Annotated in this window: 18 protein-coding genes, 1 tRNA gene and 1 pseudogene; 11 read left to right on the top strand and 9 right to left on the bottom strand. The window is 63.3% G+C overall.

Features of this window, described 5'->3' with window-relative positions:
- The first annotated feature begins 120 nt into the window (after window positions 1-120).
- Entirely contained in the window at window positions 121-1,098 is a 978-nt protein-coding gene (locus NKH78_RS05090) for a GlxA family transcriptional regulator (RefSeq protein ID WP_352737874.1), read from the top strand.
- A gap of 137 nt (window positions 1,099-1,235) precedes the next feature.
- Here NKH78_RS05090 and NKH78_RS05095 read toward each other — a convergent pair.
- Window positions 1,236-1,517, bottom strand: a pseudogene (locus tag NKH78_RS05095) (GIY-YIG nuclease family protein); the annotation flags it as partial.
- Window positions 1,518-1,784: 267 nt separating this feature from the next.
- Between NKH78_RS05095 and NKH78_RS05100 the strand changes: the two are divergent.
- The 4 genes from NKH78_RS05100 to NKH78_RS05115 all read left to right on the top strand — a co-directional run bounded on the left by NKH78_RS05100 (window position 1,785) and on the right by NKH78_RS05115 (window position 6,989).
- Window positions 1,785-3,089 (top strand): M24 family metallopeptidase, encoded by a 1,305-nt coding sequence (locus tag NKH78_RS05100; RefSeq protein ID WP_352737873.1) that lies wholly within the window; start codon window positions 1,785-1,787, stop codon window positions 3,087-3,089.
- 352 nt (window positions 3,090-3,441) lie between these two features.
- Entirely contained in the window at window positions 3,442-4,119 is a 678-nt protein-coding gene (locus NKH78_RS05105; protein ID WP_352737872.1) for an isochorismatase family protein, read from the top strand.
- A 16-nt stretch (window positions 4,120-4,135) separates the two neighbouring features.
- Window positions 4,136-5,137, top strand: a complete 1,002-nt coding sequence (locus tag NKH78_RS05110; RefSeq protein ID WP_352737871.1) for an alpha/beta hydrolase — start codon at window positions 4,136-4,138, stop codon at window positions 5,135-5,137.
- A gap of 211 nt (window positions 5,138-5,348) precedes the next feature.
- A complete protein-coding gene (locus NKH78_RS05115; protein ID WP_352737870.1) occupies window positions 5,349-6,989 on the top strand; it encodes an ABC transporter substrate-binding protein in 1,641 nt (546 codons plus the stop codon).
- Window positions 6,990-7,038: 49 nt separating this feature from the next.
- Here the strand turns inward: NKH78_RS05115 and NKH78_RS05120 are convergent, their stop codons facing one another.
- Both NKH78_RS05120 and NKH78_RS05125 read right to left on the bottom strand, forming a co-directional pair.
- Window positions 7,039-8,526, bottom strand: coding sequence for a pyridoxal phosphate-dependent decarboxylase family protein (locus NKH78_RS05120; protein ID WP_352777757.1), 1,488 nt, complete (start codon window positions 8,524-8,526; stop codon window positions 7,039-7,041).
- Between the two features lie 25 nt (window positions 8,527-8,551).
- On the bottom strand, window positions 8,552-9,637 hold the full coding sequence (locus NKH78_RS05125; protein WP_352508625.1) for a PLP-dependent cysteine synthase family protein: 1,086 nt from the start codon (window positions 9,635-9,637) through the stop codon (window positions 8,552-8,554).
- Between the two features lie 247 nt (window positions 9,638-9,884).
- Between NKH78_RS05125 and NKH78_RS05130 the strand changes: the two genes are divergently transcribed.
- The 6 genes from NKH78_RS05130 to NKH78_RS05155 all read left to right on the top strand — a co-directional run bounded on the left by NKH78_RS05130 (window position 9,885) and on the right by NKH78_RS05155 (window position 15,788).
- The gene (locus NKH78_RS05130) at window positions 9,885-11,882 is read left to right on the top strand and encodes a transcriptional regulator (protein WP_352737891.1); all 1,998 of its coding nucleotides are present in this window, start codon (window positions 9,885-9,887) and stop codon (window positions 11,880-11,882) included.
- Window positions 11,883-12,665: 783 nt separating this feature from the next.
- Window positions 12,666-13,055, top strand: a complete 390-nt coding sequence (locus tag NKH78_RS05135; RefSeq protein ID WP_352509730.1) for a hypothetical protein — start codon at window positions 12,666-12,668, stop codon at window positions 13,053-13,055.
- Window positions 13,056-13,088: 33 nt separating this feature from the next.
- On the top strand, window positions 13,089-13,523 hold the full coding sequence (locus NKH78_RS05140; protein WP_352737868.1) for a hypothetical protein: 435 nt from the start codon (window positions 13,089-13,091) through the stop codon (window positions 13,521-13,523).
- Entirely contained in the window at window positions 13,520-13,756 is a 237-nt protein-coding gene (locus NKH78_RS05145) for a hypothetical protein (RefSeq protein WP_254817983.1), read from the top strand. Before NKH78_RS05140 ends, NKH78_RS05145 begins: the two co-directional genes overlap by 4 nt.
- Before the next feature lie 91 nt (window positions 13,757-13,847).
- Window positions 13,848-14,159, top strand: a complete 312-nt coding sequence (locus tag NKH78_RS05150; protein WP_352882183.1) for a lysozyme inhibitor LprI family protein — start codon at window positions 13,848-13,850, stop codon at window positions 14,157-14,159.
- Window positions 14,160-14,612: 453 nt separating this feature from the next.
- Window positions 14,613-15,788: a hypothetical protein gene (locus tag NKH78_RS05155; protein ID WP_352737866.1), complete on the top strand. Its 1,176-nt coding sequence runs from the start codon at window positions 14,613-14,615 to the stop codon at window positions 15,786-15,788.
- Between the two features lie 135 nt (window positions 15,789-15,923).
- Here NKH78_RS05155 and NKH78_RS05160 read toward each other — a convergent pair.
- The 6 genes from NKH78_RS05160 to mepA form a co-directional block, all read right to left on the bottom strand.
- Window positions 15,924-16,008 (bottom strand) — tRNA-Leu (locus NKH78_RS05160).
- A gap of 73 nt (window positions 16,009-16,081) precedes the next feature.
- Window positions 16,082-16,702 carry a 2,3-bisphosphoglycerate-dependent phosphoglycerate mutase gene (locus NKH78_RS05165; protein ID WP_352737865.1) on the bottom strand — a complete coding sequence of 207 codons (621 nt, stop codon included), beginning with the start codon at window positions 16,700-16,702 and terminating at the stop codon, window positions 16,082-16,084.
- A 70-nt stretch (window positions 16,703-16,772) separates the two neighbouring features.
- Window positions 16,773-17,597 (bottom strand): 4-hydroxy-tetrahydrodipicolinate reductase, encoded by an 825-nt coding sequence (gene dapB / locus NKH78_RS05170; RefSeq protein ID WP_352882534.1) that lies wholly within the window; start codon window positions 17,595-17,597, stop codon window positions 16,773-16,775.
- Between the two features lie 20 nt (window positions 17,598-17,617).
- Window positions 17,618-19,477, bottom strand: a complete 1,860-nt coding sequence (locus tag NKH78_RS05175; protein WP_352777754.1) for an ABC transporter ATP-binding protein — start codon at window positions 19,475-19,477, stop codon at window positions 17,618-17,620.
- 118 nt (window positions 19,478-19,595) lie between these two features.
- Window positions 19,596-20,621, bottom strand: a complete 1,026-nt coding sequence (locus NKH78_RS05180) for a glucokinase (protein ID WP_352737863.1) — start codon at window positions 20,619-20,621, stop codon at window positions 19,596-19,598.
- A 121-nt stretch (window positions 20,622-20,742) separates the two neighbouring features.
- Window positions 20,743-21,828 carry a penicillin-insensitive murein endopeptidase gene (mepA, locus tag NKH78_RS05185; protein WP_352737862.1) on the bottom strand — a complete coding sequence of 362 codons (1,086 nt, stop codon included), beginning with the start codon at window positions 21,826-21,828 and terminating at the stop codon, window positions 20,743-20,745.
- Window positions 21,829-21,871: the final 43 nt, after the last annotated feature.

Genomic DNA, 21,871 nt, shown 5'->3' on the forward strand with positions numbered 1-21,871 from the left:
CCAACGAGCGGCGCTTGTTCTGCATCCATCCATGTGTCTTACATTCTATTCCGTTGACCTTGGCGCCATCTGGCAGAATTGTAGCTTCCTGATCCACCTTGCTGCCTGGCTCCGGAAGCTATGGACAACCGACAACGCAACCAACCGACGGCAAGCGACACCCCGCTCACCTTCGCCATCCTCGTCTTCCCCGGCTTTCCGATGATGGCGTTCAGTTCGGTCATCGAGCCGCTCCGCGCCGCCAACGTGCTGGCCAAGCGGGACTATTATCGCTGGATCATTGTCGGCGCCGCCGAAGGCCCGGTCGAGGCTTCGAACGGCGTCGTCATCCAGCCCGGCTTTTCCGCCCATGACGCGCCGAAGGTCGATCGCATCGTCGTCTGCTCGGGCGGAGATGCCGATCATCTCGTCGCGTACGATGCCGTGAGCTGGATCCGCAAGAGCCTGCGCGGTGGCGCCCATATCGGTGCTGTGGCGGATGCGGCGTTCTTCCTTGCCCGCGCGGGCCTGCTCGACGGCCATGCCTGCACCTTGCACTGGACCAGCCAGGCCGCCTTCACCGAGGCCTTTCCCGACATCGAGCTCAGGCGCGATCTCTACGTCATCGACCGCAAGCGCTTCACCTCGGCCGGCGGTGTCGGCAGCCTCGACATGATGCTGGAGATCATCACCCGCGATTATGGCGCCGAGCTGTCGGCCGGCGTCGCCGAGTGGTTCGTGCACAGCCCGCTGCGCTCCAGCGTCGACCGCAAGCTGATGCCGCTGCGCTTACGCACCGGCGTGCAGAATGAACTGGTGCTGTCGGCCATCGCCATCATGGAGGATGCAGTGGAGGAACGGCTCGGCATGGCGGAGTTGGCGAATAGGCTTGGCGTCTCCTCCGACAAGCTCGAACGCAATTTTCGCTCCGAGCTCAGCATTTCGCCCAACGGCTACTACCGCCGGCTGCGGCTGAAGCGTGCCGCCGACCTGCTGGCGCATTCCACGCTGATGGTGCGCGACGTGGCGCTCGCCTGCGGCTTTGCCTCGATGTCGAGCTTTGCCCGCGCGTTTCGGGAAGAGCATGGGCATGCGCCGAAGGTGATGCGGAGGCATTAGGGGCCTCTGCAAGCCGCAAACGTCGGAGATTGGCCGAACACCCCTCCACTTCGTCATCCCAGGGCGGAGCAAGGAGCGAAGCGACGCGGCGCGGACCCTGGGATCCATGCCGTTACCTCGCGGCAGTGCGCCTGCGGACCCGTCCCGCGAAAAAGCTCGAACCATTCCGGATTGGTCTTCTCGATGAGCTCGATCTTCCATTGGCGTGGCCAGCGCTTCAGCGACTTCTCGCGCTGGATGGCGTCGACAATGTCGAAATGTTCCTCATACCAGACCAGACGCTGCACACCGTAGCGGCTGGTGAACCGCGAGCCCTCGCCGGATTTGTGCTCCGGCATGCGGCGGCCGAGATCATTCGTAACCCCGATATAGATCGTGCCGCGCTTCTGGCTTGCGGTCATGTAAACGTAGCCGGTCATGGTTTCAGGGTAGCGAGCATCGATGCGCGCACAAGCGCCATTCCGCCGCATTCTACGACCAATGTCACGGCATGGATCCTAGGGTCTGCGCTGCGTCGCTTCGCTCCTTGCTCCGCCCTAGGATGACGAAAACGTTCGGGCCCACAGTCAATCGCCGAGGTAATTGAAGGGGGCTGCCGCCTAGCGGCATCCGGCACAACACCTGCGGGATTTCGCACAGACTTTGCGCCACCCTTGGCCCATCCTCGCCGCTTCCAGGAGGCACCCATGAGCATTGTCGTTTTTGACCCCGACAGCACCGAGGACGTCGACTTCAAGGACCGCATGCGCCATCCGGCGGCGGCCGATCCGGCCGGCGGCATGTGGCTGTCCGATACCGAGCCGTCCTTCATCGACGCCGACGCGCTGCGCAAGGGGCGCCTTGCCAAGCTGCGTGCCTGGATGCGCGAGGCCGGCTATGGCGGCGTCGTTTTGTTCGACCCCTACAACCAGCGTTACGCCACCGGTTCGCGCAACATGTTCGGCTATTTCCTGCGCAACTCGACGCGCTACTTCTTCATCCCCACCGAAGGGCCGATCGTGCTGTTCGAATATCCGCAGAGCTACCATGTCTCGATGGTGCTCGACACGATCGACGAGGCGCGTCCGTCCAAGCTGGTATGGTCTTCGGTGTCGGGCCGCGACGACGAAACCGCGGGTCCCTTCGCCGACGAGATCGCCGATTTGCTCAAGGCGCATGGCGGCGGCTCGATGAAGCTCGGCCTCGACCGCTGCAGCCATCTGCAGGCGCTGGCGCTCAAAAAGCGCGGCTGCGACGTCCGCGATTGCCAGGGCGAGATTTTGGCGGTGCGCGCGGTCAAGACGCCCGAGGAAGTAAAATGCCTGCAGGTGTCGATGGCCGGCGCCGAGGCCGCCGTCTATGCCGTGCGCGAGGCGATCAAGCCAGGCGTTTCCGAAAACGAGCTGTTCGCCATCATGTATGGCGAGGTGATCCGCCAAGGCGGCGAGTTCATCGAAACCCGTTTGCTGACCTCGGGCCAGCGCACCAATCCTTGGTTCAACGAAGCGAGCGGCCGCAAGATCAGGCCGGGCGAACTCTTGGCGCTCGATACCGACACGATCGGCTGCTACGGCTATTATTCGGACTTCTCGCGCACCTTCCGCTGCGGCCCGGGCAGGCCGACGGATTACCAGAAGTCGCTCTACAAGATGGCGCACGACCAGGTTCAGCACAATATCGGGGTCGTCAAGCCGGGTATGACGTTTCGCGAGATTGCCGAAAAGGCCTGGAAAATTCCCGACCGCTTCGTCGACCAGCGCTACACCTCGGTCATGCACGGCGTCGGCATGCATGGCGAGACGCCGTTCATCGCGCACGCCATGGATTACGAAACCTATGGTCGCGACGGTGTCATCGTGCCCGGCATGGTGGTCAGCGTCGAAAGCTATATCGGCGAGAAGGGCGGCCGCGAGGGCGTCAAGCTGGAGGACGAGATCCTGATCACCGAGACCGGCACCGAACTTCTGTCGCGGTTCCCTTATGAGGACGATTTCTTGGAGAAACAGGTTTGATGCTCGTTCCCTCGCAAAGTTTTGATAGACGGACGCGTTTGGCCGGTCGCACGCTTTGGCGACTGTCGGAAACACCCTTTGCTTCGTCATCCTGGGGCGGAGCAAGGAGCGCAGCGACGCGGCGCAGACCCCAGGATCCATGCCGTGACTTCAGAACGCTGCTGCGGTGCAGGATTCTGTTCCGCCGCATTCCTCGGCAGCCGTCACGGAATGGATCCCAGGGTCTCCGCGACGGAGCTTCGCTCCTGCTTCGCCCTGAGATGACGAAGCTGGCTAGGCGTCGCCCAATCTCCACGGCTTGCGGTAGCCCACCGAAAGGAACAGCGTTGGCCGGGAAGCCAGGCAGTTTTGCATGAAAAGCCCGATCTCGATCAAGTCCGGCAAGGCGGCGGCGGTGTTCATCGATCTCCAGGAGGAGCATCGGCGGGACAAGCGCTATCTGGTCGAAGGCTATGGCGATATCCTCGCCAACGTACAGCGCCTGCAGGCAGCGGCACGGGCCAATCATGTGCCGTTGTATCACTGGGCCTATGTCGTCGATCTCGCCACAGCACGGCCGTTCCACCCGGTCGAGGCCAACGGCAAGTCGGCCTTTTCCGACAAGGACGATCCGCTGACGGCGATCTGTCCGGAAGTGGCGCCTGCAGCCGGCGAGACGATGCTGGTCAAGACCGATGCCAGCGCCTTCCGCGCGGGGCCTGCCGCCGGGCGGCTCAAGGCCGACGGCATCGAGTGGCTGGTCGTCGCCGGCGTCTGGACCGAGGCCTGCATCGATGCCACCGTCAAAGATGCGGTGGCGCTCGGGTTTCGCGTGCTGCTGGTCAAGGATGCCTGCGGCAGCGGCAGCTCGGCGATGCACCAGACGGCCATTCTCAACCTCGCCAACCGGCTCTATGGCGGCGCCGTCACCACCACCGAGGCCGCCTGCCGGCTGCTGGCCGGCGAGACGGTCGATGCCTGGCAGGTCGAGGGCTCAGTGCCGCTGCGTTTCAGCTACGAAAACGCCGCCCGGCTCTATGCCGAGCTCTGAGCGGAATCGCGCCGCGATGGTCACCGAAGCCGATCGACCCGAAATAAAAGACCGCGGAAAATACCAAACGCTGCTCGATCCGGAACTGTGGGCCTATATCGACAGGGTCAACGAGTGGTATCCGCCCGAAATCGTCTACATGCCGATCGACAGGCAGCGGGCGGTCTATGACGCCATGTGCCGGGCGTTTCGCGAGCCCTATCCACCCGGCGTCAAGGCCAGCGACAGCAGCGTCGGCGACCGTGCGATCCCGGTCCGGCGTTACCATATGGCGGGAACGGCGCCGCAGGCGATGGTCGTCTATTATCACGGCGGCGGTTTCGTGCTTGGCGGGCTCGACAGCCATGACGACATCTGCGCCGAGATCTGCGCCGGCACCGGCTTTGCGGTTCTGTCCGCCGACTACCGGCTGGCGCCGGAACATCTGCATCCGGCGGCCTTCGAGGATGCGCTGGCGGTGTTCGAATGGGCTGCGGCGACGACCGGCTTGCCGATCGTGCTCTGCGGCGAGAGCGCCGGCGGCAACCTGGCCGCAGCAGTGGCGCAGGCGACACGCACTCATCCTCGCCGCGCGATCGGCCAGGTGCTGATCTATCCCGAGCTCGGCGGTGACGAGCTAGACGGCCCAGAGCTGGACCGCAAAGCGCGCACCGGCTCCTATATCGAGCACGCCGAAGCGCCGCTGCTGACGTTGCGGGACGTCGAATTCTATCGCCATATCCGGGCAGCGAAGGGGCAGTCGCCGGACGACCCGACATTTTCGCCACTTGGCGATAGCGACTTCTCCAGCCTGCCGCCGACGGTAATCGTCACCGCGCAATGCGATCCGCTGTCATCGGACGGCCAGACCTATCGCGACCGCATCCTTGCCGCCGGCGGTAAGGCATGGTGGCGCGAGGAGCCGCGCCTCGTGCACAGTTTCCTGCGCGCCCGCAAGACCGTGCCGCGCGCCAGCGAGGCCGTTGATCGCATCGTCGCGGCTATAGCCGCGCTGGGCGGGGGTAAGTGGCCGGAGTGACGGCGGAGTGCGGCTCTCATGCCGGCCAGGCAAGCGCAGAAATCCTCTCTCCTCAAGCTCCCCACTGCGGAACAGCGCACAACAACTGCGGAAAACCGAACACTTGCCCGCTCAGGCCAGCATTATCATCACCTCACGTAAGGCGCCCTGCGAAACGCAACCACCCCCGCGGCGCGGTCGGTCGGAGGCGCCCAACAAAGAGGGAACGACGATGAAGTTCATGCTGACCGATCGGAAATTGCATCCGCAGGCCGCGCCCGTCGCCGACGGCTTCAAGAAGGGCCAGATGAACCGGCGCGAATATCTCGCCACCATGGCCGCGTTTGGTGTCAGCGCTGCCGGCGCGCTGGCGCTTGGCGGGCTTGCTCCGTCACCGGCCAGGGCCGAGGAGGCGAAGCGCGGTGGCGTCTTGCGCGTTGCCATGAACGTCAAGGGCTGGAAGGATCCGCGCACCTTCGACGGCGTCGAGATGTCCAACGTCGCCCGCCAGTGTAATGAATATCTGGTGCGCTGGAACCGCGACTTCACCTTCGAGCCATGGCTGCTCGAGAGCTGGGAGACCAGCGACGATGCCCGCGTGCTGACGCTGCATGTCCGCAAAGGCGTCAACTGGTCGAATGGCGACACCTTCAACGCCGACGATGTCATTCACAATCTGACGCGCTGGTGCGATGCGTCCGTCGCCGGCAATTCTGTCGCCGCGCGGATGGGCGCGCTGGTCAACGCGGACACCAAGAAAGCCGTCGACGGCGGCATCGAACGCGTCGACGACTTCACCGTGCGGCTCAATTTGCCCAAGCCCGACATTTCACTGATTGCCGGCATGGCCGACTATCCGGCGCTGATCATGCACCGCAGCTATGAAGGCGACGGCGACCCGATGAAGGCATTGGCGATCACCACCGGGCCGTGCGAACTCGTGGCATGGGACGCCGAGGTCGGCGCCGAAGTCCGCCGCAAGGACAAGCCATGGTGGAAGGGCGAATTCTACCTCGACGGCATCAAATGGGTCGACTACGGTTCCGATCCCAACGCCATGCTGTCTGCCTTCGAATCGGGCGAGATCGACACCGACCACGAAACCGCCTCCGACACGGTTGCGCAGACGGACTCCATGGGCCTGAGCAATTCCGAGATCGCCACCGGCTCGACGATCGTCGCGCGTTTCAATGTCGCCAATCCGCCCTATGACGACATCAAGGTGCGCCGCGCCGCCCAGCTCGCCGTCGACAACGCCGCTGTGCTGAAGATCGGCATGGACAACCGCGGCAAGCCGGCCGAGAACCATCATGTCGGGCCGATGCATCCCGAATATGCCGATATCGGCCCAGCCGTGCGCAACATCGATCAAGCCAAGGCCCTGCTCGCCGAGGCCGGCAAGGCCGATCACGAATACGAGCTCATTTCGGTCGACGTCGACTGGCAAAAGACCACCGGCGACGCCATCGCAGCGCAGATGCGCGAAGCTGGGCTGAAGATCAAGCGCACGGTGCTGCCGGCCGCCACCTTCTGGAACGACTGGAGCAAATATCCGTTCTCCTGCACCGAATGGCTCGGCCGGCCGCTGGGCGTGCAGGTGCTGGCGCTGGCCTACAAATCGGGTGCCGCCTGGAACGAGAGCGCCTACGCCAATCCGGAATTCGACAGCCTACTCGACAAGGCGCTGGCGATGCCCGATGCCGGTGCCCGCAAGGAGATCATGGCGAAGATCGAGCAGAATCTCCGCGATTCCGGCATCATCATCCAGCCCTACTGGCGCTCGGTCTACCGCACCTACCGCAAGGGCGTCCATGGCTGCGAGCAGCACCAGTCGCTCGAGCAGCATTTCGAGAAGGTCTGGCTCGAGGCGTGACTCGTGCCGCCCGACGGAAGGCCGGCGCGCAAGGCAGCGGAAGCCAGCGTCACCCGGCGGTGCCCGCCCTTGAAATCTCCCGCCCGAGGCGCACCGTTTCCCGCACCAGCAGGTCCAGATCGTCGCGCCGGGTACGGTGGTTGTTGATGGCGACCCTGAGGCAATGTTGGCCATGCACCGTCGTGTCGGAAATGGCGGCGATGCCTTCTTCCTGCAGCCTCAGCATGATCTCGGTATTGAGCGCTTTCAGGCGCTCAGCGTCCAACCCATCGGCGCGATAACCAAAGCAGACGATGTTGATGTTCACCGGCGCCACCAGCTCGAGCGCCGGTTCGGCCTCGATCAGCTGACCGAGATAGTGCCCTTGCGCGATGTTCTGGTCGATCAGCCCGCCGAACTTTTCGATGCCATGTTCTCTCAGCGCCATCCACACCTTCAGCGCCCGGAAGCCGCGTGACGTCTGCAAGCCGTAGTCGTGCAGCCATTGGCCGGAGGCCAGGCCGCGCGGCGTCGATTCCAGATATTCCGGCGTCACCGCGAACGTGCGGCGATGCGCGGAGGCATCCCGGATCAGCGCGCAGCCGACCTCGAAGGGCGCGTGCAGCCATTTATGCGGATCGAGCGCGATTGAGTGGGCGTGCTCGATGCCGGCAACGCGATGCGAATTGTCCGGCGCAATCGCAAGCAAGGCGCCGATGCAGCCATCGACGTGAAACCACAGATCCTCTTTTGCCGCCAGGTCGGCCAGCGCTTGCAGATCGTCGATTGCGCCGGTGTTCACCGTGCCGGCCGTACCGATTACGCAGGCCGGCTTGAAACCGGCGTCACGGTCCTCGGCGATCGCCGCCCGCAACGCAGCGATGTCGATCCGCAGCCCGGCATCGCTCGGGATGCGGCGCAGCGCCCGGTTGCCGAGGCCGAGCGCCTCCATCGCCTTGCGATGGCAGGAGTGAAGCTGGTCGGAGCCGTAGAAACGCAGTGGCTTGTCGATGCCGGCAACGCCGTGCTCGCGTATGTCGATGCCGGCCTTGGCGTTGCGCGCCACGGTCAGACCGATGATGTTGGCCATCGAGCCGCCGCTGACCAGTGTGCCGCTGGCCGATTGCGGAAAGCCCATCATTTCCTTGCACCAGTCGACGACCTGGTTGTCCATCAGCGCGGCGGCATGATTGCCGCCGCCGAGGTTGGAGCCCTGGATCGCCGCCAGGAAATCGCCGAGCGCGCCGGTGAAATTGCTCGAACCCATATACCAGGACCAGAAGCGCGGATGGATATTGCCCATCGGATAGGGCATCAGGCTCCTGGTGACGTCGCCATAGATTTCTGCCAGCGGCGCCGGCGAACGCGGCAGCGGCGATGTGAAGAAGGTCCTCACATCAACCGGCATCTCCTGCCACACCGGACGCTCTCTGACATCGCGCAGGTAAGCAACGGCATCGTCGACGATCCGATGCGACAGGACCTGCACATCGGCCCAGTTCGAGGGGTCAAGCGTTTCCTCGCTGGCCGTGACGGCCAATCCAGGTTTCGTGTCCATGCAGGCCGCTCCCGATGTGCCGCCGTCACGCCGGAAACTGGCAGCCGGGCGTCGACTGCGAAAGCGCGGTCTCCTCGGCGTCCATCTCCGCTTCGATGCCGTCGAACAGCGGCGTGGTCATGTAACGCTCGCCGGTGTCGGGAAGCATGCACAGGATCACCGAGCCGGGTAGCGCCTTTTCCGCGATCTGCCGCGCCACCGCGAAGGTCGCCCCGCCGGAGATGCCGGTGAAAATCCCTTCCTTCTGCGCCAGCGCCTTGGCCCATTTCATGCCCTCGGGCCCGGCAATCGGCACCACGTCGTCGTAGAGGCTTGTATCGATCGCCTCCTGCAGCACGTCCGGAATGAAGTCGGGCGTCCAGCCCTGGATCGGATGCGGCTCGAACGCTGGATGGCTGGCGGCAGGCGCGCCGCCGGCCCCGCGCTGCTGCGGCTTGCCGCTGCCGATAAGCTGCGCATTGGCCGGTTCGGCGAGCACGATCCGGGTCTCCGGCCGCTCGCGGCGCAGCACGCGTCCGACGCCGGCGACGGTGCCGCCCGTGCCATAGCCGGTGACGAAACAGTCGAGCCGCGAGCCGGCGAAATCGTTGATGATCTCGCGCGCCGTGGTCGCTTCGTGAATGGCGGCATTGGCCTTGGTCTCGAACTGGCGGGCAAGGAACCAGCCATTGGCCTCGGCGAGCTCCACCGCCTTCGTGTACATGCCAAAACCCTTCTGGGCGCGCGGCGTCAGCACCACCTTGGCGCCCAGCATGCGCATCAGCTTGCGGCGTTCGATGGAAAAACTGTCGGCCATCGTCACCACCAGCGGATAGCCCTTCTGGGCGCAAACCATGGCAAGGCCGATGCCGGTGTTGCCGCTGGTCGCCTCGACCACGGTCTGGCCCGGCTTCAAGGCGCCGCTGCGCTCGCCCTCCTCGATGATGTTGAGTGCCAGCCTGTCCTTTACCGAGGCGGCGGGATTGAAGAACTCGGCCTTCACATAGATCGTGGCATGGTCCGGTCCGAGATTATTGATGCGGATCACCGGCGTATCGCCGACCGTGTCGAGAATGCTGTCGAACAGACGGCCGCGCCCGGCGGTGGTTCTGATTTTCTGTTGATGCAACATGTCGATCTCCTCGCGTTGTCGTTGTCTCTTGTCGTCACGGGCCGGTTACAGACCGGTGGCTTGGGCGGCGAGGTTTCGAGACCTTGCCACGCTACATCTGCCTCCCGGCAATGCCAGCATCCGGCGCGGGAATTCGCTGCCGGATGCACCGTGTCACGTTTGGTGATAAAACAAAGGCCGACTGGCCAGCGTGGGAGCAGGCGTGGAAACTTACGTGGAATCCGCCCGATCGAGCCTCGGCGGCGAGATGGCCGGTCTTTCCGTGCGTCTGCTCGGACCGCTGACGATCGCACGCAACGGCATCATCATCCAGCTCCCAAAATCGCGCAAGCTGCGTGCGCTGCTCGCCTATCTGGCGCTGGCGCCGCATCCGGTCGGCCGCAGCCGCCTCTGCGAGCTTTTGTGGGATGTGCCGAACGACCCGCGCGGCGAGCTTCGCTGGTGCCTGAGCAAGCTTAGAGGCATCCTCGATGAACCGCACCATCGCAGGGTCGAGACACCAGGCGACACGATCGCGCTTGATCTGAAAGGTGCTTCCGTCGACGCTGTCGACATAGCCTCGGCCGCCGCCAAGGGTGTTGAGACGCTCGGTCTGGAGCGGCTGCAGGCCCTTTCCGGAATGTTCGCCGGCGATTTTCTCGATGGGCTGGAGATCGACCGCAGCCCGCATTTCAACGGTTGGCTGATCGCTCAGCGCCGCCGCTTCAGCTCCTGGCACGCCGCAATCCTGGAACACCTCGTCAACAAGCTTCCGGCGGATGCCGACGAAATGTCCTTCCATCTGGACAAATGGCTGGACCTCGCTCCGTTCGACGGGCGCGCGCATGTGGCTCTTCTGAAAAGGCTGGCGCAGCGCGGCCAGTTTGGCGCGGGCGAGGAACATCTCGCTTCCGCGGCGCGGCTGTTTGCTTCAGAGGATCTGGATTTCGGAGCCGTTCGGGAGGCATGGCGGACGATCCGCGGCGAACGACCTGCAGCAGCGCTCTGGGCGCGACCTTCACTCGTACCCGCGGCCCCCCACGCGTCAATTGTGCCTCCCCGTTCCGATACTGCTGCATCGCAGAAGGCTTCGCTCGCCGTGATGCCGTTTGCCGAAGAGGCGGCTGGCGGGGGCCCACGCGGAGGCATAGCCGATGGCCTCACCCACGACATCATCACCCGCCTGGCCAAGCTCAGGGATTTCTTCGTCATCGCGCGCGGCTCGGTGTTTGCCTTGGCGGAGAAAAACATCGCGCCCGAAGATGCCGGCCGGCGGCTCAACGTCGACTATGTCGCCACCGGCACCGTGCGCTGCCAGGCCGGCCGCGTCACCGTCGCGGTCGAGCTGGTCGAAGTGCGCACCGCCAGGATCGTCTGGGCCGAGACGTTCGAGCGCAAGCCGGACGACATCTTTGCCGTGCTCGACGACATCGGCAACAGCATCGTCTCGTCGATCTCGGCCGAGATCGAGACGGTCGAGCGCAATCGCGCCATGCTGAAGGCGCCCAATTCGCTGAACGCCTGGGAAGCCTACCACCGGGGCCTCTGGCACATGTATCGCTTCACCCGCACGGAAAACGAACAGGCCCGGCATTTCTTCGACATAGCCTTGAAGCTCGATCCGACCTTCGCCCGCGCCTATGCCGGGCTCTCCTTCACCCATTGGCAAAATGCCTTCCAGCGTTGGGGCGACCGCGACCAGGAAAGCGCCCTGGCCTTCGAGGCAGCCGGCCAGAGCCTGCTCGTCGACGATCACAATCCGGCCGCGCACTGGGCCATGGGGCGGGCGCTGTGGCTGCGCGGCGAGCAGGACGGCTCCCTCATCGAGCTCGTACGCGCCGTCGACCTCAGCCCGAATTTCGCGCTCGGTCACTATGCGTTGTCTTTCGTCCATTCGCAGTCGGGCGACCCGCAAGCTGCGATCGGCTCGTCCGATCATTCCAGGCATCTGAGTCCCTTCGATCCGCTGCTGTTCGGCATGTTGGGCGCCAGGGCGATGTCGCATGTCCGGCTTGGCCAGTTCGACGAGGCCGCCGAATGGGCGCTGAAAGCAGCCGCGCGTCCCAACGCCCACGCCATCATCCTGGCGATTGCCGCGCATTGCCTTGCGCTGGCGGGGCGGCTCGAGGAGGCACGAAGTTTCGCCGCTGCGCTGCGCAAGATGCTGCCGAACTACTGCGCCGACGATTTCATCGGCACCTTCCGCTTCGAGCCGGGCGCCGAGGCGCTGTTCCGGCAAGGCGCCAAGCGGATCGGGCTGCGGTGAGACAAGGCGTGGTTCGTCCGGCTCTCTAAACCGCTCATCGCGGCTGGCGCCACGAAACATCGTCATGTCCGCAGCCAAGGCGCATCGTCAGGCTGACCTTGAGGATGTTTGCCGTCGCTTGGCCCGACGGCCAGTACGAAAAGTCGGCAAAGGGGCGGCGTTTCTTTCGGCCCTCGCAACGGGTTGGGCTGGGTTCGAAAAAATACCACAATAGATCACGATTAGGGCGATCTTATAAGAAACGGTTTCGTCGCGTTTTTTCGTAGAGCAGGCGAAAAGTCACAACGATATGGAGTATTATTTGTATCAACGAGAAACAAAGCTAATGGAACGTTCCGTAATCTTGCTGGAGATGCATGTTTCAGTGTCTGCTAAGATAACCGGTTCTGATTCCGAAATATTAAGCATTTGCCAAATTCAATCCTGCGATATTGGGATCTGTCCTTGTCACAGGCGGATTCGAATGCAATTTCTTGGAAGCACAGCCGCGTCAGCGGATTGTTGAAACATGCTTGGGCGGACGGGGCACTAAGCATGGAGAGGAATATTGACATTCGCTAATGCGGCGGCCCCCGCCGGGAGCGTTCCCTCCGACGTTAGAGATTACGACAACCATCGGCTAAGTCGTCGAATGCGTCGCCTACAGCCTGGCTCTCGTTCGATGGCCGGCGAAGCTTTGCCCTCCTCCGATTGGCGCCAGACTCCGCGGCAAAGGCGGGGATCGCCGCCTGCAACGGCCTTCCGACATCGACGATGTCCGCCAGCCAGTCGGAGGAATGAACCATGAAATTCGTAATCTGTGCGGCCTTGGCCACTGCTGTGATGGCGATCGCCGGTTGTACCACCGACGATTACGATGATTGTCGCGGAAAGGGCTGCCTGGTTGATCCGCCCCACAAAGCCGGCCGAAAGATTGATGACCGGCCGCAGTTCGACAGGAACGGCAATCCCAACTTCGATACGCGGGGCCGCTACATCGGCTGCCATGGGCTCGGATGTAAAGTCGATGATCCTGATGACGGGGATCAAAGCATCGACGACAGACCGCAGTACGACAAAGAAGGCAATCCCAACTTCGATACGCAAGGCAACTACCAAGGCTGCCGCGGTATCGGCTGCGAGGTCGATACACCGGACGATGACAGTTCATCGAACGATGACGATTCCGAATAAGGGACTCCGGGGCGAAAAAGGAGGAAGCCAATTATGCCTGAATTCAGCGGCCTGGTCCGGCGACATTTCAAAATCGTTATGGTCGGCCTCGCGGGGCTGGGAATGACGCTGATCTCCGCTTTCGCTGCGGGTAACGCCTGCGACGGCATAAAGGTCGAAGCGACGAAGGCGCGCAAGCAGGAATATGCCACGCTCGTCGCCTCGGCGTTGAACAACAAGGTCAAGCCCGCTCGGGTGAAGTTCATCACGATCATGGAGAACGGCAACTGGAGCGCCGCTTACGTCTCCACGCCCGTGAGCGACGACGGTGTGATGTTCTTCCAGACAGTCGATGGAAAAAAGCAGTTCCGCGACGTCTGGGGCGGCTATGCCGAGCCGTCGGAAAAACCTGAACTGGTATCCTGGGCGAAGAAGCTCGGAGCGCCGCAAGATCTGGCAAAGTGTTTTGCCGAGCAAGTTACGGAATGATGGTGATCGGTGGAGATTTGCCGCCGACGCCGTTGGCGCATGAGGAGAACAACTATTCCGGCGTGACGGAAGTCGTGTCACGGTCTCCGAAGGTGACAAAGCTGATCCAACGAAAACCAGATAATCACGCCATGGGCACGGCTGACCGTGGCAATGACGGACAGCTGAAGAGGACATGGGGCGGGGCTGAGCAACTTAAGAGCTTGACTGCAACCGGAAAGGGAAATCGATGAAAACCGCAATACTGATTGCTGCCGTGGTTCCGGCCATGCCGACTTTCGCCTTCGCCGAGGACAAGTGCGCCGATGCCAACGATCAGGCACCATGAACCAGTGCTTCGGTGCCGAGTTTCAGAAATCCGACAAGAAGCTCAACGAGCTTTACAAGCAGATCGAAGCCCGCCTGAAGAACGATGCGGATACCAAGAAGCTTCTTGTTCAGGCACAGCGGGATTGGGGCAAGTTTCGCGACGCGGAGTGCAGTTTCCAGACCGCGGGAGCGGCCGGAGGAAGCATGATGCCAATGCTCATCGCGCAGTGCATGGACGGCCTTACGCAATCCCGTGCCAAAGATTTCGAAGGCTATCTGAAATGCCAGGAGGGCGACATGAGCTGCCCTGTTCCGGCCGCGAACTGACACACGCCACAGCTGATCTGATCACGATGACGCCGGCGGCGAGCGTGGCGTCGCCACCGGGCATGAAAGGATGCGAGGCGCGCAAGGGCAGTGCGGACAATTGGCTCAACGGCGATTTCATCGACGGTCCACTGTGCGCTACCGCAACGACAGATCGCTACCTAACCCGGACGGATAGGCATAACCGGAGACCAGTGACAGTCAGGAAATGGCGCCTCTCTGAGCAACACGCTGCGGTACTGTGCCGACGATTTCATCAATCCCTTACGTTTTCGAGCCCGACGCCGAGGCCCGTTTCGGCAAGGCACCAGGCGGATTGGCTGGGGTGATGGCGGCGCGCCTTACTAGTGGTCGCGACAAAGGCAAAACTTCAAGTTGCTCTCACCAAATCTGCAACGAGGATTCGACAGTGTCGTCCGCCGAAGCTAGGCTACTTTGGGGGTATTATGGGCCATGTCTCGCATCTTTTTCGTTCGTGTCTTGTTGTGGTTTGCATCGATGCTGCTGGGCGCTCCGGTGGCGCATGCCGGTTTGCAGTTTCAAGCCGGGCAGACCGACTCCGGATTTCAGTATATCCTCGTGTCGGGTGATTTCTCGTATCAGGACGACCTATCGGTTTTCGAGGCACTGGCACGGTCCAATGCATCAGTCGCTGTCACCTTCCAGTCCCCCGGCGGCAATATCCAGAAGGCTATGGAGCTTGGCCGCCTTATTCGTAGGCTGCGCCTTAGCACGGCTCAATTCAGGGCTGTCGAGTGTGCTTCGGCCTGTTCCCTGGCGTTCCTTGGTGGCGTTGTGCGCTTTGCCGAGCCGGGTTCCATCGGCGTCCATAGATCCTCATTCAGTGGCGACATTCCCGTAAACAGCAAGGACGCCGTTTCCGGCATCCAGCAAATGACCGCCGACATCATCACCTACATGATCGAAATGGGCGTGGATCCCGCTCTGCTTCAGCTTTCGCTGCAATATGACAGTGACGACATACGTTATCTTTCTAGGAGCGAGATGGCTAAGTACAAGGTCGTTACCTTGGAACCCGAAGCAAGCTGGCCGCAGGTCGCAAACCAGGCACCATCCTCGACGCCATCGTCCCAGCAAGCGCCGTTACAACCGCCTGTCGCCTCTTTGCCACCTGCTTCCACGAATCCTTCACTCGTTATTCCTCAAGCCCGCTCGGGCCGTATTCTCCGCTCCCAGGGCGCGGCGCCTTTAAAGGCCCTCCCAGAGGTAAAATCCGCCACGCTCGCAAATGTGCGAAACGGCGGCGCAGTCGTGATCTTGGGTAATGTCGAGCGATGGTACCGTGTCCGTGCAGGCGGTCAGGTCGGCTACATGCATGACACCTGGGTCTACGTCGACCAGTATGAGAGCGGCCCCTTCGGACAGCGTCATATCCAGGTCAAGAGCTTCGACAATCTCGCCGAGACGGAGGCCTATGTGCGATCGGCATCAATCCCGCTTGTCGCCTACCTCGCCACCAACGGGTGGTTCGCCATTACGTTACGCGGCACCTATGCCCAGGATGCCGCTAAGGACCTAGCCAAGGCGATGAAGGAAAACGGGGCGATCCCCGACGACGCCTACGTTACTTATGGCAACACTTACGTCCGCAATGTCTGTTGTCGCTAACCGGCACGTTTAACAGCAAGGGCAGCACTTCACCCGGCCGGACCCCAAAAGGCCATGAAACAACAAAAAAGCCCGGCAAAACCGGGCTTTTTCTTGGGGTCTCCGAACCATATCAAACGGTCCGAAACGGGAATTTGGTGCCCAGAAGAGGACTCGAACCTCCACTCCTTGCGGAACACGGACCTGAACCGTGCGCGTCTACCAATTCCGCCATCTGGGCTGGTGCGCGCTCATTAAGCGGGCGAGGGATGAGTGTCAACGCGCTTTTTTGAAAGCCGCGTTCCTTCTCCGGCTCAATGCTCCAGCACTTCCTTCGATGCCACCGTCGAATCGGTGTTGAGCGTGTATATGACCGGCACGCCGGTGCCGAGCTCGAGCTTGACGATCTCCTCGCCCGATTGGCCGTCCAGCGCCATGATCAGCGCGCGCAGCGAATTGCCGTGCGCCGCCACCAGCACCGTACCGCCGCGCAGCACATGCGGCTGCAGATCGTGCAGGTAGTAGGGCCAGACGCGCGCGCCGGTGTCTTTCAGGCTTTCACCGCCGGGCGGCGCCACGTCGTAGGAGCGGCGCCAGACATGCACCTGCTCCTCGCCCCATTTCTTGCGCGCATCATCCTTGTTGAGGCCGGAGAGATCGCCATAGTCGCGCTCGTTCAGCGCCTGGTCGCGGATGGTCTCGAGCTCGCTCTGGCCAACGGCGTCGAGAATATGCTGGCAGGTCTTCTGCGCCCGGATCAGCGACGACGTGAAGGCGATGTCGAATTTCATGCCGCGCGCCCTGAGCTTGGCGCCCGCCGCCTTGGCCTCGGCATGACCCAGTTCGGTCAGGTCGACGTCGCGCCAGCCGGTAAACAGGTTCTTCAGGTTCCATTCGCTCTGGCCGTGGCGCACGAGCACGAGAGTTCTCGACATATTTGCTCCTTCAAATTTTGTGAATCAGCCAAATCTTCAGCCAAATCTGCGGATCAGCCAAGTCTGTGGATCAGCTTGTCAGGCCGAGCACGTCCCGCATCGAATAGAGGCCCGGCTTGCGGCCGCGCGCCCACAGGGCTGCCTTGACCGCGCCGCGGGCAAAGATTGCCCGGTCTTCGGCGTGGTGGGCGAGCGTGATGCGCTCGCCGGTACCGGCCAGCACCACACTGTGATCGCCGACCACCGAGCCGCCACGCAAGCTGGCGAAACCGATCGAGCCTACCTTGCGCACGCCGGTATGGCCGTCGCGTACGCGAACATCGTTGCCGGCAAGTGCTACGCCGCGCCCGGCAGCGGCGGCTTCGCCGAGCAGCAGCGCCGTGCCCGACGGCGCATCGACCTTGTGCCGGTGATGCATTTCCAGGATCTCGATGTCGAAATCGTCGGCATCGAGCGCGCGCGCGGCCTGCTCAACCAGCACTGCCAGCAGATTGACGCCGAGGCTCATATTGCCTGACTTGACGATCGTCGCGTGCCGTGCCGCCGCCGCGATCCTGGCGTTGTCTTCGGCCGAGCAGCCGGTTGTGCCGATGATATGGGCGATGCGCGCCTGCGCGGCGTAGCCGGCGAATTCGACGGTCGCCGCCGGCGTGGTGAAATCGAGCACGCCGTCGGCCTTGGCGAAGGCCGGCAGCGGATCGTCGCCGATTGCCACCTCGAGCCTGCCGACGCCGGCCAGTTCGCCGGCATCCTTGCCGATATGGGGCGAGCCGGCCCGCTCGATGGCGGCGGCGACGCGGGCACCCGGTATCGTGTGGATGGCGCGGATCAGCGCCTGGCCCATGCGGCCGGCCGCGCCCACCACCACCAGGCCCATTTCCCCCGTTTCATTGATGTCGACGGTCGGTATGTCGCTCATGAATGTCTCCCGGCCGCCTGTTTCGCGTGACCATTTTGCGCCGCAGTCTGGATTGGCTTGGCGTCATCGACAAGCCCCAGCCCTTTCCTGCCCTGCACCCGGTGGAACCGCGCATAGACGCTGTGCGGGTCGGCCATCAACGAGGCATGCGTGCCCTGTTCGACCAGCCGGCCCTGCTCGAGCACGATGATATGGTCGGCATTGACCACCGTCGACAGCCGGTGCGCTATGACGATGGTGGTGCGCCCTTCCATGACATGGGTCAGCGCTTCCTGGACGCGGGCCTCGGCCTCGTTGTCGAGCGCCGAGGTGGCTTCATCGAGCAGCAGGATCGGCGCCTGCCGAACGATGGCGCGTGCAATCGATACACGCTGGCGCTGGCCGCCCGACAGCGTCACGCCGTTCTCGCCGACCGGCGTGTCGTAGCCTTGCGGCTGCTGGCGGATGAAATCGTCGGCCGCGGCCTGTTGCGCGGCGCGTTCAATCTCGGCGTCGGTGGCGCTCAGACGTCCGTAGCGGATGTTGTCGCGGATGGTGCCTTCGAACAGATAGGGCTGCTGCGAAACATAGGCGATCGAGCCGCGCAGCGAATGCTTGGTGACCTTTGAAATGTCCTGGCCGTCGATTTCGATGCTGCCCGACTCGACGTCGTAGAAGCGCTGCAGCAGCGCAACCAGCGTCGTCTTGCCGGCGCCCGAGGCGCCGACGATGGCGGTCACCTTTCCGGCGGCGGCGACAAAGCTCAAATCCTGCAGGACCGGCGCTTCTTCGACATAGCGAAAGGACACGTTGTTGAAGCGCACTTCGCCAGAGGTGAATTTCGCCTCGGCGGCTCCCGGCACGTCACGCTGCTGCGGCTCGAGGTCGAGAAGCTCGTAGATCATGCGCGCATTGACCAGCGACTTTTCCATGCCGACCTGCATGCGCGCCAGCCGCCTGGCGGGGTCATAGGCAAGCAGCAGGGCGGTGATGAAGGCAAACACCGCGCCGGGCGGCTGGCCGCCGACGGTCGCCCGGTAGCCGGAATAGGCGATAACGCCGGCGACGGCGAAGCCGGCCAGCATTTCGGAGATCGGCGTCAGCCGTTCCGAGACGCGGGCGATCTTGTTTGCCCGCTGCTCGGCGCCCGCGACGAGGCCGCCGATGCGGCGCGACAGCTCGTCTTCCAGGGTGAGGGCCTTGACGATGGCGATGCCTTGCGTTGCTTCTTGCATGGCGCCGATCAGCCGCGAGTTGATCTGCACCGATTCACGGGTGATGCGACGCACCCGGCGCATCAGATAGGTGACACTGTAGATCAAAGGCGGGCCGATCAGCAGCGACATCGCGGAGAGCATCGGGTCCTGCCAGATCATGACGCCGACCAGCGCGACAAGCGATACCGCATCGCGCGCCAGCGATGTCAGCGTCATCGACAGGAGATCGCGGATGCCGTTGACGTTCTCGTTGATCTGCGCGGCGAGCCGGCCCGAGCGGGTGTCGTTGAAGAAGCCGACGCCGAGCTTCATCAGGTGGTCGAAGATGCGGCGTTGATAGCGCGCCACCAGATTGTTGCCGATTTTGGCCAGCGTCACTGCCTGACCGTAGCTGGCCAGCCCGCGCAGCATGAAGGCGGCCAGGATCGACACGCTGATCAGCGCGATAAGATCGCCGCGCCGTTGGTAGAAGATCTGATCGATGACATCCTTCATGATCCACGCTGTGAAGGCGGTCGTCGCCGCGATCGTCACCAGGCACAGCACGGCAAGAGCATAGTACAAGCGATAATCGCGGCTGTTCTCGGCGATGACGCGGCGGATAATAGCCACGATCTCGCTGGGACGGACTTTCCCTTTGGTTGGTGCTGGAAGTGTCACGTTTGAGCGCTTTGTGTTTCGGTTCGGCCGGGCTGCAATTCGGCAACCTCTTAACGCCCCAATGGCGGCTTGCCTATGGCCGGGGACGGCGAAACTTCGTCGCGGCGCAGCTTGTGTCCTAAACCCGCCAGCGTCGCCCCGCCGTCTGCACGCCGAACAGCGACGGATTTCTGGCATAGGCGGCCAGCCCTAAAAGCGCTGCCAGCGGATGGGTGATGACGTAGACCGGCATGCTGCGCATCAGGGCGCTGTGCGGCGCCTTGTCCTCGAAGGCAGCGCGGAAACTGCCGGTCCGCAGCGCCGGCAGGATTTTTTGCGCGATGCCGCCGGTGAGGAAAACACCGCTGCGGCTCATGAACACCAGAGCGAGGTCGCCGGCGGTGCGCCCCAGGCAGGTGACGAAGATCGACAGCGCCTCTTCGGCCACCGGATCGTTCTTTGCCAGCGCCGCGGCGGTGATCTCGGCAGGCGTGGTGAAGGGCGACGGCTTGCCGTCCGCTTTGGCCACCGCCCGGTAGGCGTTTACCAGGCCGCGTCCTGACAGGATCTGTTCGCCGGAGATGCGACCCTCGAGCTTCTCGATATGCGGAAACACCTCGAAATCACGCGGCGAGCGCGGCCCGATATCCATATGGCCGCCCTCGCCGGGCACCGGTATCCAGTGATGCAGCGCATAAACCAGCCCGGCGACGCCGAGCCCGGTTCCCGGGCCGAGCACCACCCGCCCGGAATTCGGTTCCGGCTCGTCGCCGCCGATCTTTTCCATGTGCTCTTCGCCGAGCGCGACGACAGCCAACGCCTGCGCCTCGAAGTCGTTGAGCACCACGACGTCGCCGAGACCGAGACTGGCGAACATCTGTCTCGGCTTGACGATCCATGGGCAATTGGTGAGGGGGATCTCGTCGCTCTCGACAGGGCCGGCCACCGCCAGCACAGCTGAATTCGGCCGGACCGACGAGCGGTCGAGCACGGCCGACTGGATCGCCTCGTCGATCGTATTGAAGTTGGCGGTTTGGACGATGGTCGGCTCGCCGGCCTCGGAATTCGCGTCAAGTACGATCGAGAAGCGCGCATTGGTGCCGCCTATGTCGCCGATCAGGATCGGAAATCGCAACAGAGTGTCGTCGTCGCTTACGCCTGGCATGCTCTCGTCCGTTCCCGACGCGTATCGCCGTTCTCTCGTTGACTAGCGCATGACCGCAAAAAGGGAAATCGGTTTTCGAAGTGGAGAGGCACGGATGCAGACAGCGAACACGCTGCCCGCATCAGTGCCCCGGTCGTGGCCGCGGCAGCGGAATGCCGAACTCGGGCGTCGCCATAAAGGCGTTCGCCGAGGCCGGAAGCGCTGCCGCGCCGGCTGCGAGCGTCGGCGGCGGCGAAGGCTCTGCCGCGGGAGCGGGTGTGGCCGCAACCGGCACGCCGTCGCCATAGTAGGTGACTGCTTCCGCCGAGGGCGGAGCCGGCGCGTCGAGCACGAACTGGCATTGCCTGGGCAGGTTCGCCATCGTCATCACGTCGCGTGCCTTCGGCTTGTCCGGGTTCTTGTTGGGACGCCACGGCTCCTCGGTGAACCACCAGGCCAGCGCCTGGTCGCAGCCATCGCCCGGCGCCGTCGCTTCCTGCGCCTTGCAGTCGGGTGACCCAGGCTGGCAGCCGATGCGAATGTGGAAGTGGTAGTCGTGGCCCCAGAACGGCCTGACCTTGCGCAACCAGCTACGGTCGCCTTTGACCGTGTCGCAGAGCTTCTTCTTGATCCCGGGATTGACCAGGATGCGCTCGACTTCGGGATAGCTCGCGGCGCGCCTCAACAGCCGCGTATGCATCGGCGTCCACAGCCCGTCCTTCACCAGATGGGTCTTTTCGTCGACCATCAAGGTAGCGCCGATGGTTTCGCGCTCTTCGGCCGAGAGCTTGCGGTCGGGCATCGGCGTCAGCCAGATGTCGGCGTCGAGGCCGATCTGGTGCGAGGCATGGCCGGTCAGCATCGGACCGCCGCGCGGTTGCGAGATGTCGCCGATCAACAGGCCCGGCCAGCCATCGGCGGCGGCATCGCGCGACAGCTTCTCGATCAGCGCGATCATTGCCGGATGGCCCCAGCGGCGATTGCGCGACGGTCGCATCACCTCCCAGTGCCGGCCGTCCAGGGGCAGGGCGACGCCGCCGGAAAAACAGCCTTTGGAATAGAAGCCGATCGATTGCGCTGCTGCGAGTGCCGGCAGCTTTTTGGCGCCGAACAGGTCCTTTGCCCGTTGCTCGGCACTCCCTGGCTGCGTTGCAAGCGCCGCCAAGCTGGCGACGGCCAGTGCTGCCGTCAGCGGCAGCGTTTTGCCGGGCAAGGCTCGCTTCAACATTTTCCCCAAGCTGGACCCCTCCGCGATTTGAACCGCATCATAC

The sequence above is a fragment of the Mesorhizobium sp. M0910 genome (assembly GCF_040319465.1).
In the GTDB taxonomy this organism is placed as follows: Bacteria; Pseudomonadota; Alphaproteobacteria; order Rhizobiales; family Rhizobiaceae; genus Mesorhizobium.

Excerpts from the sequence above, each read along its gene's own strand:
- NKH78_RS05090 (WP_352737874.1), top strand. The coding sequence starts at position 121 with ATGGACAACCGACAACGCAACCAACCGACGGCAAGCGACACCCCGCTC.
- NKH78_RS05100 (WP_352737873.1), top strand. The coding sequence starts at position 1,785 with ATGAGCATTGTCGTTTTTGACCCCGACAGCACCGAGGACGTCGACTTC.
- NKH78_RS05105 (WP_352737872.1), top strand. The coding sequence starts at position 3,442 with ATGAAAAGCCCGATCTCGATCAAGTCCGGCAAGGCGGCGGCGGTGTTC.
- NKH78_RS05110 (WP_352737871.1), top strand. The coding sequence starts at position 4,136 with ATGGTCACCGAAGCCGATCGACCCGAAATAAAAGACCGCGGAAAATAC.
- NKH78_RS05115 (WP_352737870.1), top strand. The coding sequence starts at position 5,349 with ATGAAGTTCATGCTGACCGATCGGAAATTGCATCCGCAGGCCGCGCCC.
- NKH78_RS05120 (WP_352777757.1), bottom strand. The coding sequence starts at position 8,526 with ATGGACACGAAACCTGGATTGGCCGTCACGGCCAGCGAGGAAACGCTT.
- NKH78_RS05125 (WP_352508625.1), bottom strand. The coding sequence starts at position 9,637 with ATGTTGCATCAACAGAAAATCAGAACCACCGCCGGGCGCGGCCGTCTG.
- NKH78_RS05130 (WP_352737891.1), top strand. The coding sequence starts at position 9,885 with ATGGCCGGTCTTTCCGTGCGTCTGCTCGGACCGCTGACGATCGCACGC.
- NKH78_RS05135 (WP_352509730.1), top strand. The coding sequence starts at position 12,666 with ATGAAATTCGTAATCTGTGCGGCCTTGGCCACTGCTGTGATGGCGATC.
- NKH78_RS05140 (WP_352737868.1), top strand. The coding sequence starts at position 13,089 with ATGCCTGAATTCAGCGGCCTGGTCCGGCGACATTTCAAAATCGTTATG.
- NKH78_RS05145 (WP_254817983.1), top strand. The coding sequence starts at position 13,520 with ATGATGGTGATCGGTGGAGATTTGCCGCCGACGCCGTTGGCGCATGAG.
- NKH78_RS05150 (WP_352882183.1), top strand. The coding sequence starts at position 13,848 with ATGAACCAGTGCTTCGGTGCCGAGTTTCAGAAATCCGACAAGAAGCTC.
- NKH78_RS05155 (WP_352737866.1), top strand. The coding sequence starts at position 14,613 with ATGTCTCGCATCTTTTTCGTTCGTGTCTTGTTGTGGTTTGCATCGATG.
- NKH78_RS05165 (WP_352737865.1), bottom strand. The coding sequence starts at position 16,702 with ATGTCGAGAACTCTCGTGCTCGTGCGCCACGGCCAGAGCGAATGGAAC.
- NKH78_RS05180 (WP_352737863.1), bottom strand. The coding sequence starts at position 20,621 with ATGCCAGGCGTAAGCGACGACGACACTCTGTTGCGATTTCCGATCCTG.
- mepA (WP_352737862.1), bottom strand. The coding sequence starts at position 21,828 with ATGTTGAAGCGAGCCTTGCCCGGCAAAACGCTGCCGCTGACGGCAGCA.